Source organism: Streptomyces sp. NPDC059452, assembly GCF_042750035.1.
GTDB lineage: Bacteria > Actinomycetota > Actinomycetes > Streptomycetales > Streptomycetaceae > Streptomyces.
Window position 1 is genome coordinate 39,450 of record NZ_JBHYVE010000017.1, and the last position, 12,756, is coordinate 52,205.

Annotated in this window: 13 protein-coding genes; 8 read left to right on the forward strand and 5 right to left on the reverse strand. The window is 69.9% G+C overall.

Annotation, left to right across the window (positions count from 1 at the left end):
* Nucleotides 1-84 precede the first annotated feature (84 nt).
* Nucleotides 85-711, reverse strand: a complete 627-nt coding sequence (locus ACFW9Z_RS22300; protein WP_384643659.1) for a TetR/AcrR family transcriptional regulator — start codon at nt 709-711, stop codon at nt 85-87.
* A 127-nt stretch (nt 712-838) separates the two neighbouring features.
* Between ACFW9Z_RS22300 and ACFW9Z_RS22305 the strand changes: the two genes are divergently transcribed.
* Both ACFW9Z_RS22305 and ACFW9Z_RS22310 read left to right on the forward strand, forming a co-directional pair.
* Nucleotides 839-1,456, forward strand: coding sequence for an RNA polymerase sigma factor (locus ACFW9Z_RS22305; RefSeq protein WP_384643662.1), 618 nt, complete (start codon nt 839-841; stop codon nt 1,454-1,456).
* Nucleotides 1,365-2,267: a hypothetical protein gene (locus ACFW9Z_RS22310; RefSeq protein WP_384643665.1), complete on the forward strand. Its 903-nt coding sequence runs from the start codon at nt 1,365-1,367 to the stop codon at nt 2,265-2,267. The genes ACFW9Z_RS22305 and ACFW9Z_RS22310 overlap by 92 nt, the downstream gene beginning before the upstream one ends.
* Nucleotides 2,268-2,376: 109 nt before the next feature.
* Here the strand turns inward: ACFW9Z_RS22310 and ACFW9Z_RS22315 are convergent, their stop codons facing one another.
* The gene (locus tag ACFW9Z_RS22315) at nt 2,377-3,111 is read right to left on the reverse strand and encodes a class I SAM-dependent methyltransferase (protein WP_384643668.1); all 735 of its coding nucleotides are present in this window, start codon (nt 3,109-3,111) and stop codon (nt 2,377-2,379) included.
* Between the two features lie 383 nt (nt 3,112-3,494).
* Between ACFW9Z_RS22315 and ACFW9Z_RS22320 the strand changes: the two genes are divergently transcribed.
* From ACFW9Z_RS22320 to ACFW9Z_RS22345, 6 genes are all read left to right on the forward strand, one after another.
* Complete coding sequence (locus ACFW9Z_RS22320; RefSeq protein WP_384643670.1) at nt 3,495-5,009, forward strand: ATP-binding protein; 1,515 nt, start codon at nt 3,495-3,497, stop codon at nt 5,007-5,009.
* Nucleotides 5,006-5,449, forward strand: coding sequence for a roadblock/LC7 domain-containing protein (locus ACFW9Z_RS22325; protein WP_384643673.1), 444 nt, complete (start codon nt 5,006-5,008; stop codon nt 5,447-5,449). Before ACFW9Z_RS22320 ends, ACFW9Z_RS22325 begins: the two co-directional genes overlap by 4 nt.
* Nucleotides 5,449-5,808 (forward strand): DUF742 domain-containing protein, encoded by a 360-nt coding sequence (locus ACFW9Z_RS22330; protein ID WP_384643676.1) that lies wholly within the window; start codon nt 5,449-5,451, stop codon nt 5,806-5,808. Before ACFW9Z_RS22325 ends, ACFW9Z_RS22330 begins: the two co-directional genes overlap by 1 nt.
* 61 nt (nt 5,809-5,869) lie before the next feature.
* Nucleotides 5,870-6,421, forward strand: a complete 552-nt coding sequence (locus tag ACFW9Z_RS22335) for an ATP/GTP-binding protein (RefSeq protein WP_384643871.1) — start codon at nt 5,870-5,872, stop codon at nt 6,419-6,421.
* Nucleotides 6,418-7,767, forward strand: coding sequence for a cytochrome P450 (locus tag ACFW9Z_RS22340; RefSeq protein ID WP_384643679.1), 1,350 nt, complete (start codon nt 6,418-6,420; stop codon nt 7,765-7,767). The genes ACFW9Z_RS22335 and ACFW9Z_RS22340 overlap by 4 nt, the downstream gene beginning before the upstream one ends.
* A 51-nt stretch (nt 7,768-7,818) precedes the next feature.
* Nucleotides 7,819-9,066 carry a cytochrome P450 gene (locus ACFW9Z_RS22345; RefSeq protein WP_384643682.1) on the forward strand — a complete coding sequence of 416 codons (1,248 nt, stop codon included), beginning with the start codon at nt 7,819-7,821 and terminating at the stop codon, nt 9,064-9,066.
* 538 nt (nt 9,067-9,604) lie between these two features.
* Here the strand turns inward: ACFW9Z_RS22345 and ACFW9Z_RS22350 are convergent.
* From ACFW9Z_RS22350 to ACFW9Z_RS22360, 3 genes are all read right to left on the reverse strand, one after another.
* Nucleotides 9,605-10,315: a response regulator gene (locus tag ACFW9Z_RS22350; protein ID WP_384643684.1), complete on the reverse strand. Its 711-nt coding sequence runs from the start codon at nt 10,313-10,315 to the stop codon at nt 9,605-9,607.
* Between the two features lie 615 nt (nt 10,316-10,930).
* Nucleotides 10,931-11,683, reverse strand: coding sequence for an ABC transporter permease (locus tag ACFW9Z_RS22355; RefSeq protein ID WP_384643687.1), 753 nt, complete (start codon nt 11,681-11,683; stop codon nt 10,931-10,933).
* Nucleotides 11,676-12,605, reverse strand: coding sequence for an ABC transporter ATP-binding protein (locus ACFW9Z_RS22360; protein ID WP_384643690.1), 930 nt, complete (start codon nt 12,603-12,605; stop codon nt 11,676-11,678). Before ACFW9Z_RS22360 ends, ACFW9Z_RS22355 begins: the two co-directional genes overlap by 8 nt.
* Nucleotides 12,606-12,756: the final 151 nt, after the last annotated feature.

Here is a 12,756-nt window from a genome sequence, read left to right on the forward strand (position 1 = left end):
CTCCGCTGCCGACGATCCGCACCCACGGGTCGTCGGCAGTCCGGCCTTGCTGACCCGGACCGGTCCGGCCCGTTCCGCCCCGGCTCAGTTCTCGGTGCGCAGGTAGCGGTGTGCGAGGTCGGTGATGTCGGCGATGAGCTCATCGGCCAGCCGGTCGATGCCCTCGGCCTCGTGGTGCAACAGCGCGTGGGTGGCGCCGTACCAGGCGCTGTAGATCAGATTCGCCGCCATGGCGGGGTTCGGGGCGTCGGCGGGCGGGTCCGGGCGCTCGGTGATGAGCTGCCGGAACGCTTCGACGTGCGCGTTTTCGGGGCTGACCTGAATCTCCGTCTTGGCGTTGATCGGAGTGTGTCCGTACAGCACGTCGTGCAGTTCGGCATGGTCCACATAGGCCCGGACCGCGTCGCTCAGCCAGGCGTCCACGCGTCCGGTCCAGTCATCGGCGGGCAGTCTCTGCACCGCCGCTTGCTGCCGCTCGACCAGCCGGTCGATGAAACGGGCCTGTACTGCCAGCATGAGGTCGCGCTTGGAGCCGAAATGCAGATAGAAGGTGCCGATCGCGACACCCGCGCGCTCCGTGATCTCATCGATCCGGGCGGCGTCGACGCCCCGCTCGACGAACACCCTCTCGGCCGCGTCCAGAAGATCGGCGCGCCGCTCCTCGGCGGGTTTGGTCCGCGGGCGGCCAGGGCTGGATCGGCGCACACTCATTCCACGGATTCTACGTGCCGGGCAGGGCCGATACGCGGGTGGGGCGCCCTCCCTGCCTCGCTGTAAGACGGCCCGCCCGCCGGACACTTACAGGGTGTACGGCATTTCGTGGACGGGGGGGCCGAGCGTGGGCGGGCGTCTGGACGACTGGCAGGGGTTCGAGGAGGTCTACCGGGAGACGTCCGTTCCCGTGCTGCGCTTTCTGCGCCGCAGGCTCCCGGCCCAACTGGCCGAGGACGCGCTGTCGGAGGTGTATCTGACGGCATGGCGCAGACGGCACGAGGTCAGGGGCGAATGCCTGCCGTGGCTCTACGGAATCGCCCGGCTGGTGGCGGCGAACGCGCTGCGGTCCGCCGGGCGCTCCTACCGGCTGCGGGAACTGATGGCGGCGACCGCGGAGGACCGGCCGGGGGCGGCGGCGGAGGACGACGCCATGGACCGGATCGCGGCGGTCGAGGCCCTGGACCGGATGCCGGACAAGGACCGGGAGGCGCTGATCCTGGTCGCCTGGGACGGGCTCGGGACACGGCAGGCGGCGCAGGTCGCGGGGTGCGGGGTGGCCACGTTCTCCGTACGGCTGCACCGCGCCCGCAGAAGGCTGGAGAACCTGCTCGCCGAAGACGACGGGAACGGGATGGAGAGGGGATCGGACGATGGGTACGAACGTGGAACGGGCGAGGGAACTGCTCGCGGCGCACGATCCGGCCGCCGAGGTGTCCGCGGTGCCGGACCGAGTGGTGCGTGAGGTGGCCGCAGGCCGCGCCATGACCCCCGGCCCCCGCCCGGGGCCGGGCCGACGCCACGGCCTCCGGCTGGGCATCGCCCTGGCCGCGGCCGGTGCGGTGGGCGCCGCGGCGGTGCTCGGGCTGCCGGGAGACGGCGGGGGCGAGGGCCCGGGCGGCGTGGTGGCAGGCGCTCCGCACGCGGATGACGTACTGCCCTCGGTGACGAGTACGGACTGGGTGACCTACGCCGACCAGGTCGTGGTCGCCCGCCCCACCGCCGAACGCGAACTCCCGGCGAGCGCGGAGGAGATCGAAGCGGGCGAGGGATACATCGGCCGCGCCGCGACCCTGACCGTCGACGAGGTCCTGTGGACCCGTACCGGAGCACCCACCGCGCCCGGTGCCGTCGACATGAACGTCGCGGGGTGGCTGTTCAAGGACGGACAGCGCAGAGCATTCGCCGTCCCCGACTCACCACGGCTGGAAAAGGGCCACACCTACATCATCGCCCTCGCCCGCCTGGACGACGGAACCTGGTCGGCACTCGGCTCGGAGGGAGTCCTTCCGTACGACAACGCCGTGATCGGCAACGGCGAATCACAGGGCACGGTCACCACGGCCCCGGCGGCCGAGTCCGGAGGGGACGCCGAGCCCGGAGGGGACTCCGCGTCCGGACGGAACGCCGAGGAGAGCGTCGAGAGCCGGATGAACGGCAAGTCGGCACAGGATCTGGTGAACCTACTGAAAACAACCCCCCCGGACCCGGCGGCGGCCCCCTACACGAACCTGCCACCGGAACAGCGGTACGCGAAGACCCACGAAGACGGATGACCCGTACATTCAACGGCCCGGTCCCCGCTCTTCGCAACGAGAGCAGGACCTGGTCCGTCAAATTGGCATGTCGACGCCGAAGCCACTGCCTGACCAGGAACTTCATCTGTCACGAACTGCAGCCGCCCGGGGATTCTCCCTCCATGGTGTTCACATAGAGTCGGGCATCATAGTACGAATCATCCGGGGACTTGAGCGTCTTACGAAGCGCCCACAGCGGTCGCCCTTCAATAACGGGCAGCAAATCCCTTCCCACGAAGCACAGAACCGCCTTACGCGGGCACCGGCGAATCGAATGATCAATGCCCAGGAGAACCTGCTCGGCAACAGCCGCCGTGAATGGTTCATAGAAATAGAAGAAGCTTGCGTCATCAGGAATTACGAAGTCTCTGGCGTCCAGGCAGTGCACCTCGATGGGGCCAGACCTCCGAGAATCCGATCTGTAGTTCTCAATATTCCTCCTCGCCACCACGGATAACTCTTTGGAAAATTCGACACCTATGATCTTCCTGAAGGGAAAATCGGAAGCCACAAGCATGACCCACCCCTTCCCGGAACCGAAGTCCACAAAAGACATTTCCTCATACCGAACGGAGGATTCCGCAATAGCCTGCCGAATCGTTTGAACTGGCGTAGGCGAATAGCGGGAGTTATTTATCAGGGTCGCTTCACTGGCCTCTTGGACATCCCAGGGCTCCACGGGGACGCTTGTTTCGACACCATGTAATCCGTCAAAACTTTCGACTTCGTCGATCTTCGCCAGCTTGGCATCAAAACGTTCCTGAAGATACAAGGATTCGAGGTGCCTCTGCCGGGCGTTACCTTCCACCATGACCTGCCTCACTCGATATTTATTTGCGGTCCTGAATTCCAGTCTCCGAGAGCTTTCCACAGCCCCTACCCGAGGTGAAAGCAATTTATGCGGCCAGGTTGTCCACCGTCGGGCAATCGGGGAGCGCTCGCGTCCCGTGCCTCGCACGCGGCTCGTCCAGCCTGTTGGCGGTCGCCTACGGACGGCGGACCGGAATGGACGACTCAGGGGCGTCAACGCGCCATTCCTGGCCGCCCAGTGTGGCTGAAAAGGATCAACACCTCAACAATTCAAGCCAGTTGACCTACGCTTTGCATGCTCCCAGCCCCCGAACGGGGGTTCGACATGTCGTGAAAGGTTTCGCTTCTCGTGGCTGGCACCGGTGTTCGCAGGGTCGTCAGGTCGGGGCCGCCGAGGTGAGCCGGCCGTCGAGGGAGCCGGGACGCGCCCCCGGTGCGAGCGCCGCCGTCGCCGGATGGGCCATCGCCCTGCCGGCCGCCGCCTGTGCGGGGTGGTTCGCCGTCGCCGCGGACACCACGTGGCACCGGGCCCTCGCGGGAGCCTGTGCCGCGGCCGTCGTCCTGCTGACCGCCCGCGTGGTGATCCTCACCCGGCGACTGTCCGCCGAACGCGCGCACCGTGCCCGGGAGGCCGGAGTGGCCGCCGCCCGGGGCGCCGAGGTGGCGCATCTGGCCGCGGTACGCGTCCCGGCCATCGCCGAGCGCCTGCACACCGGACAGCGGCTGGACGGCGTACCGGGGCCGATGACGCCGCCGGAGAAGACCGGTGAGGAGTTCGCCCGGGCGCTGGACTCGGTCGTCGTCGCGCTCGGCTCGGACACGGCCGTGCACCGCGAGCGCGCCCTGCGCGACTCGGTGCAGGCCGCCTTCGAATCCGTGGCGCGCACCATGCACGTGATGGCGACCGTGCAGCAGCAGGTCCTGGACGAGGTCGAGCGCTCCATCGAAGACCCCCTCCTGATGGCCAACGTGATGAAGGCCGACCACGCGGCCTCGCAGATGACCCGCAAGGCGCAGACGCTTCTGGTGATGTGCGGCATCTGGCCCGCCCGCCGGGAGACCCGGCCGGTCTCGCTCTACGACTGCGTACGGGGCGCCCAGTCCCGGATCGTGGAGTTCGGGCGGATCGAGGTGCACGGCGGTCAGACCCTGTACGCGGTGCCCCCGGCGGTGGAGGGGCTGATGCACTCCATCGCCGAACTGCTGGAGAACGCCACGGTGTTCTCACCGTCCAGCTCCCCCGTGGTCGTCAGCGTGCGGGAGGTGGGCTCCGGTGCGGTCATCGAGATCGACGACGCCGGGCTCGGTATGCCGCCGGACGTCCTGCACCAGGCCCTCGGCCACCTCCGCAACGACCTGGACCTGACCCGCCTGGGTGCGGTGCCCCGGCTCGGCCTGGCGTGTGCCGGGCGCTGGAGCCGGGAGCTGGGCTTCAACGTGGAGCTGAGCGGGTCCTCGGCGTACGGCGGCACCCGGGCAGTGATGTTCGTACCGTTCCGGCTGCTGACCGATCCGCTGCCGAAGCCCGCCGCACACCGCCGCCCGGCGATCGAACCGGCCGAGCCCGTCGGGCCCGCGGTCCCCCCGGCAGGCGTACGCGACGACGCCCCCGAGCCCGCCGGAGTACCCGCCCCGACGACGGCCGGCCTGCCCCGGCGGCGCAGTCGGCGCGGTGTCGCCCGGGCCGCGACCGTCGCACGGCACTCGGCACCCGCCCCGCTGCCCGCCGCCGCTCCCGCCGAACCCTGGACGCCGGAGGCGGCACGCTCCTCGATCGCCAGTGTGGTGGCCGGGACGCTGCGTGGCCGGTCGGCCGTCGACGCGGACGGCGACCCCGAACAGGCGCCGCCCCCGCAGGGCGGACCGTCCCTGCCCCGTACCCCGCACGAGCACGCCGGAGGCCGACCGTGACCGGAACCATCACCCGACTGCCCGACCTGGGATGGATGCTCCGCCCGCTCACCGAGATTCCCGGCGTCCGGCACGCCGTGGTGGTGTCCGAGGACGGGCTGCGGCTCGGGCACGCCTCCGCCGAGAACCTCTCGGGTCCGGTGGCCGCCCTGAGCGTCGCCGACGCGGAGTCGCTCTCGGCGGCCTGCGCGGCGATGACCATGACGGGCCGGTCCACCAGCGCGCTGCTGTTCGGGCGGGACGCCCGGACACGCCAGCTGATGCTGGAGACCGACCAGGGGTTCGTGCTGTTCACCCATGCCGGGGTGGGCGCGCACCTGGGGGTCGCCACCGATCCGGACGCCGATGTGGGTCTGGTGGCCCAGCAGATGCAGTTGCTGGTGGCGAAGATCGGCGCACACCTGAGCAGCCTGCCCCGGGACGAGGCCGCCGCGACGTGATGGCCGAGCGGCCTGAGGCGCCGAGGGCCTCGGCGATCCGCCCCTATGTCATCACCCGCGGCCGCACGGAGTCCGAGGGTGAGCCGTTGTCCTGGGAGTCCCTGGTGATGACGGCGGAGGCGGCGTTCCCCGCCACCCTCCAGCCGGAGCATCTCGCCATCCTGAAGCACTGCGAGGGGCTCATCTCGGTGGCGGAGGTGGCCGCCCACCTCGGCCAGCCGCCGTCGGTCGCGCAGGTGCTGCTCTCCGATCTCCTCCGGTGGGGGCTGATCGTGACCCGGCCGCCCATCCCGCCGGCCGAACACGCCGATGTGACCATGCTCAGAAAGGTTCTCCATGGTCTCGAAAGCTGTCTCTGAAGCCCCGGCCGAGGCCGCCCCGCCGCCCGCCGCGGCCGACGGCAAGTACCTCGACTCGAACGTGTCGGGCGCGGCGAAGATCCTGGTCGTCGGCCCGCTGGGGGTGGGCAAGACGACGCTGATCGGTACGGTGTCGGAGATCGAACCGCTCTCCACCGAGGCGTCGATGACCCGGGCGGGCGTCCGGACGGACCCGTACACCGGGGACAGCGGCAAGAGGACCACCACGGTCGCCCTCGACTTCGGCCGGCTGACCATCGACGGCGACCTGGTCCTGTATCTGTTCGGTACGCCGGGCCAGCAGCGGTTCCTTCCGGCCTGGCAGGACCTGGCCAAGGGGGCGCTCGGCGCGCTCGCCCTGGTGGACGGCCGGGACCTGGCCGCTTCCTTCGACGCGCTGGACAATCTGGAGGATCTGGATCTGCCCTTCGCGGTCGCCGTCAACGTCTTCCCGTCCAGCCCCCGCCACGACGCCGACGACATCCGTACGGCCCTCGATCTGCTGCCCGACACCCAGCTGGTGACCTGCGACGCACGGGACCGGGCCTCATCGATCCGGGCGCTGATCGCCCTGGTCCGTCATCTCATCCACGTCGCCACGGAGTCCTCATGAGCACGCCGCACCCCATGGCCGGATCACCCGTCCGCTGCCCCGTGACCGGCGCCCCCGCCACGGCCACCGCGCTGTACGGGCCCGACCTCGACGGCAACACAATGCCCGCGCTGTACGAGGAACTGCGCGGCACACACGGCCCGGTGGCGCCGGTGTCCGTCGCCCCCGGCATCGACGCCTGGCTTGTCCTGGGCCACCGCGAACTGCTCCGGCTCACCCGCGAGGAGCAGGACTTCTCCCACGACCCGCGCCGCTGGAGCCTGCTGCGCGAAGGCCGGGTGCCGGCCGAGTCACCGATCCTCCCGATGGTCGGCTGGCGCCCCGCGCTGCTCTTCGCGGACGGGCAGCAGCACCGCAGGATGCGCGCCGCCGTCTCCGACGCGCTGGCCGGGATCAACGGGCACGAGCTGCGCCGCAGCGTACGAACCACCGCCGAGGCCCTGATCGCCGGATTCGCGGCCCACGGCGAGGCCGACCTCGTCGCCTCGTACGCGCGCATGCTGCCGATGCGGGTGATCGCCGGGCTGCTCGGGGTGGACGAACGGACCGGCCGGGAGCTGGTGGAGGCGATGGGGGGTCTCGTCTCCGCCACCAAAGGCGCCGGGGACGCCAGCCGCAGGATGGGCGCCATCTTGGCGGGACTGATCGAGGAGAAGCGGCGGGTGGGGGGCGACGGCATCGTCTCGGCCCTGCTGCACCACCCGGCGCGGCTCACCGACGAGGAGGTGCTGCACAACCTGGTGGTCATGTTCGTCGCGGGCAACCAGACCACGGTGAACTGGATCGCCACCACGCTGCGCATCCTGCTCTGCGACCCCGCGCTGCGCTCCTCGCTGAGCGGCGGCCACCTCAGCGTGGACGACGCACTCGACCTGGTCCTGTGGCGCTTCCCGCCCACCCAGAACTTCCCGGCCCGCTACGCCACCCGCGACATGAGGTTCGGCGGCCAGGACATCCGGGCGGGCGACATGCTGATCCTGGGCCTGGCCGCCGCCAACGCGGACCCGGAGATCCTGCCGGCCGACGGCGCCCCGGTGGTCGGCAACCGCTCCCATCTGGCCTTCGGCGCGGGCCCGCACACCTGCCCCGCCCAGGACCCGGCCCGGCTGATCACCCGGACCGCGGTCGATACGATCCGGCACCGCCTGCCCGACCTGGAACTGTCCGTCCCGGAAGCCGACCTGACATGGGTCAACTCGCCGTGGAGCAAAGGACTGGGCACGCTGCCCGTGCGCTTCACCTCGCCACAGCTGCCCCAGGGCCCGGTGCCTCCCCCGGCGACCGAGGCCCCCGCCCCGACATGGCGGCACCGAACCGGGGTACAACCACCGCCCCACCAGCACTGACCGTTCGAAGCCCGCTCTCTCGCTCTCTCCCCCCGAAGACTTGGAGCCCCGTTGAACACATCACCGCTGAACTCCGCGACCGACCGTCCGCACCGCCTGGACCCGGCGGGGGGCTGCCCGCACGCGGCCAACGCCCGGCTGCTGGCCCAGGGGTCGGTCACCCCGGTGGTCCTCCCCGGCGAGGTGCGGGGGATGGCGGTGCTGGGCCACGACGCGCTGAAGGAGTTCCTCGCACACCCCGACGTCGCCAAGAACGCACAGCACTTCGCCGCGCTCCAGGCCGGGGAGATCGCCGACGGCTGGCCGCTGAAGACCTTCGCCACGGTGCAGGGGATGACGACCGCGGACGGCGCCGACCACCGGCGGCTGCGCTCCCTGATGAGCAAGGCGTTCACGGCCCGCCGGGTCGAGGAACTCCGCCCCTACGTGGTGGAGCTGACATCCCGCCTGCTGAACGGCCTGGAGGCGGCCGCCACCGAGGAAGGCGTCGTCGATCTGCGCACCCACTTCGCGCTGCCGCTGCCGATGGGCGTCATCTGCGAACTGCTGGGCGTGGACGAGGCCCACCACGACCGGCTGCACCACCTCTCCAACCAGATCGTGGCCACGGACATCGGCCCGGCCGAGGCGATGGCGGCCAACCGGGAGATGGTGGAGGTCCTGAGCGCGGTCGCGGCGGCCCGGGCGGCCGCCCCGGGGGACGACCTCACCAGCGCGATGATCGCGGCCCGCGAGGAGGACGGCGACCGGTTCAGCCCGCACGAGCTGATCGGCACGCTGATGCTGACCATCATCGCGGGGCACGAGACGACGCTGAATCTGATCACGAACGCTGTACGCGCCCTGTGTGCCCACCGGGACCAGCTCGACCTGGTCCTCTCCGGCGGGGCGAGCTGGGCGGACGTGGTGGAGGAGACCCTGCGCTGGGACAGCCCGGTCAGCTACTTCCCCTTCCGCTACCCCACCCGCGACCTGACCCTGGACGGCACCGTGATCCCTCAGGGCACCCCGGTCCTCGCGGGCTACTCGGCGGCCGGCCGCGACCCACAGGCCCACGGCCCGGACGCGCCCCGCTTCGACATCACCCGCACCACCACATCCCGCCACCTCTCCCTGGGCCACGGGGCGCACTACTGCATGGGTGCCCCCCTGGCCCGCCTGGAGAGCACCACGGCCCTGGAACAGCTCTTCACCCGCTTCCCGTCCTTGGACCTCGCGGTCCCGGAGCCGGAACTGCCGCGCCACGCCTCGTTCGTGGGGAACAGCGTGAAGAAGCTGCCGGTACGGCTGAAGGGATGAGAGAACACCGCTTCCGCCCCTCGGACGAACCTGGGCAGCCCAAGAGGATTCGCAGGCCGGGAGCCCGGAGCGTCACGGCCCTACGTCGGTTCGGCACCCTGAACTCCGGCACAGAGTGGCTTCCCGTAGTACGCGGCGACTCCACCGGTACGGAGCCTCACGCGGTCAAAGTCGCGTCGGCACGCCCAGTGCGTACGAGAGGGCCCGCCGTCGAAGGGACAGTGTGATCGAAATTCGCTGACGGGACCGCTCCGGACAGGGGAGGCTTGTCCCGCCTGTTGCACGCCGCCCGGGGGGACGGAGCCGCCTATTTCGATCACCCTGGACACGCATGCTGTGGGGTATCTCCCCGACTGACGCAGTGGGTGCACCTGCCCCCCGTCATCTTTTTCGCGGTCCTGCAAGAGGGCCGCCGGCCTCCGGGCCCGGTCGGCGGAACCACCCGAGCATGCCCGTTGATCATGCTGCCGCACTGGGATACTCCGAGATCCCCGACGGCTTGCTTGCTCGCTTCGGAGGCTGGGGCAGATGACTGTCCTCAACGGCGCCGGCTGGTTGGAGGATTCGGTGACCGTCCCGAGGCTCCGCGCTCGACCACACCGCTCTCGTACGCGACGATGACGAGCTGGGCGCGGTCACGGGCACCGAGTTTGGCGAGCAGGCTGCTGACGTGAGTCTTCACGGTGGCCAGGGTGATCACCAGGCGTTCGGCGATCTCCGAGTTCGACATGCCTTCGGCGACGAGCACGAGGACATCCTGTTCCCGCTTGGTCAGCTTGTCGAGCAGTGGTGCCGGCCTCGGCCTGTCGACCTGCTGCTGCGAGAACGTGGAGATGAGTCGGCGGGTGACGGTCGGGGCGAGGACGGCTTCGCCGGTGGAGATCGTGCGAATCCCCGCCAGCAGCTCCGTCGGTGACACATCCTTCAGGAGGAATCCGCTGGCCCCGGCCTGCAGCGCCGGGTACACGTACTCGTCCATGTCGAACATGGTCAGGGCCAGTACGCGTACGGTCTCCGTCGCTCGGGCCGAACAGATTTCGCGTGTGGCCGCGATGCCGTCCATCACCGGCATGCGTAGGTCCATCAGGACGACGTCCGGAACCAGTTGCCGGGCCAGCCGGACGGCCTCGGCTCCGTCGGGCGCTTCGCCGACGACCGTCATACCCGGTGTCGCTTCCACCAGAACACGGAAGCTCCCGCGGAGCAGCGCCTGATCGTCGGCGATCAGCACCCGGATCTCCTCCGGCATGGTTCCCCCTTCCTGGTTGGACGGTCCTCGGCCGACCATGCGGTCGCCGGGGGCAGCATCCCAGTTCGGCTCGGCCGCACGTGGTACTTGATTCGGGAAACGGCTGATCCGACATGCTCCTCGACCGAAAGCGGTGCAGACCGTGCCGGTCGCGGATCTCCGCCCCGTGGTCCGGGGCTGCGCAGCAGGTGAGGGCCATGACCGACCACGTTCGTGCGAGTGGACACCAGAGTTCGGGCCTCAGCCCGACGCGCTCGCAGCCCGCTTTCGCCGTTTCGCCGTCGATTTCACGCAACAGATCCAGCTGAGACGATGTGACGTCCAACACCGCGCTGTGCCCGAGCGGGCTGAGGCCTGGCCTTCCCCGCAGGTCAGGCGAAGGGCAGGAGGTTTCCTGCCCGGGGAGGAAGGTGGAGCTGCACGCGATCAGAGCGAGGCTGCCGCCCGGCCGGTCCACGTACACCGGTCCACGTACACCGGGCGGCGGGCGGCGGTCAGATCGAGGCCGATACCGGCGAACGGGATGCGGGCCGATCTTGTTCGGCCGGGGATCACCAGGAATCTATGACGCAGGTTGTCCCACTGTCGCGGGACGGGCGCCTCATCTCTGTCCTGTCATCCGTCCCAGCGCCGATGACGGAGGTAGCCCGCGCCCAGGGCCGCCACGGTCCAGGCGGCGAGGACGGTGAGTCCGAAGACGGTGTCGCCGGAGCCGACGGTGAGGAGTTCGCTGCCTGCCTTGTCAGGGAAGTAGCGGACGATCTCCTTGGTCGCACCGATGATCGACAGGATGTGGGTGCCGGCGAGGAGCATCGGGATCAGGATGACCAAAGGGACCACGGCGTTCCTGGCCGCAGCTGCGATGCCTGCTGCGAACAGGCACATCAGCGTCAGGTAGGCGGACGAGCCGGCCAGGGCGGCGGGCACGCCGTCGGCGGTGAGCGAAGATCCGTGCGGGCCGAGCGCGGACTGGGTGAGCAGGTAACTGAGGACAGTGACCGGGACGGCCACCACTGCCGCCGCGGTCGCTGTCATCGCCATCTTGGCCGCGTAGAGCCGCCCCCGCTTGGGCACCGCGAGCAGCGAGATGCGCATCATGCCGGAGCCGTACTCGCTGGTGACGGCCAGGACGCCGAAGACGACGAGGGCGAGCTGACCGTAGAGGATGCCGTCGAAGCCTGCCTGCTCAGGCGTGAAGTCGGCGCGCAGAGCGGGACTGTCGGAGTCGATGGCCCCCTTCGCGGACCACCCGCCGAGCCCGGCGAGAAGGAGAGTGACCGGCCCGAAGGCGAGGAGCGTGATCAAGGTGGAACGAATGCCGCGCAGCTTGCTGAACTCGGCCCCCAGGGCCGCTGTCGTCTCAGACACGACTGTTCCTCGTCTCCGGACCGGTCCGGTGGCCCGTGCTGTGCTGGTCGATGAGTTCCAGGAAGGTCTCCTCCAGTGATCCGTCCGTCGGCCCCAGCCGGGCCGTTCCATGCCCACCCTCGGTGGCCAGGCGGCTGATCTCGGCCTCTGTGATCCCTCGGGCCTCGATGCCTCCGTCGTGGGTGACCCGCACGGTGGCCCCGTGGTCCTTCAGGGTGGAGGCGAGCCGGTTGACGTCGGACGCGTGGACCCGCAAGTGTGGGCGGCCGTGAAGCCGGATGAAGTCGGCCATCCCGGTGTCTGCCAGCAGCCGGCCCTGGTGGACGACGATCAGATGGTCGGCGACCAGCGACATCTCCGTCATCAGATGGCTGGAGACCAGGACGGTGCCGCCTGCCTCGGCCCGTGCCCGCAGGAGTCGGCGCAGCCATCGGATGCCCTCCGCGTCCAGGCCGTTGACCGGCTCGTCCAGGACGAGGATCTCCGGGTCGCCGAGCAACGCGGCTGCCAGGCCCAGGCGTTGGGCCATACCGAGGGAGAAGCCTCCGATACGGCGGCGGGCGACGTCAGCCAGACCGACCTGGTCCAGTACCTCGCCCACCCTGCTGCGCGGAATGCGGTTGCTCCTGGCGATCCAGCCGAGGTGACCGGCTGCGGTCAGCCCCCGATGAGGGGCCGATGTTTCCAGGAGCGCGCCCACACGCCGGGCCGGGAAGGCGAGGTCCGGATAGGGGTGGCCGTTGACAAGGGCCGCACCCGCATCCGGTCGTGTCAGGCCGAACAGCATCCGCATCGTGGTCGACTTGCCCGCGCCGTTCGGTCCGAGGAAGCCGGTAACCGCGCCCGGCCGTACGGTGAAAGTGAGGTCGTCCACGGTCGTGCGCGACCCGTACCGCTTGGTCAGTTTCCGAATCTCGATCACACAGCGAGTGTGGTGCAGCCGGTCTGACGGAGCATCGGTCCCAGGACGGGAAAATCGTCCTGTCGCTCCGGGCGGGGTAAACAAACCAACTTTTGGTGACCGGCCGGGGCGGCCGCGAAACACCGGCGCCTGGGCCCCCCCCACAAACCCC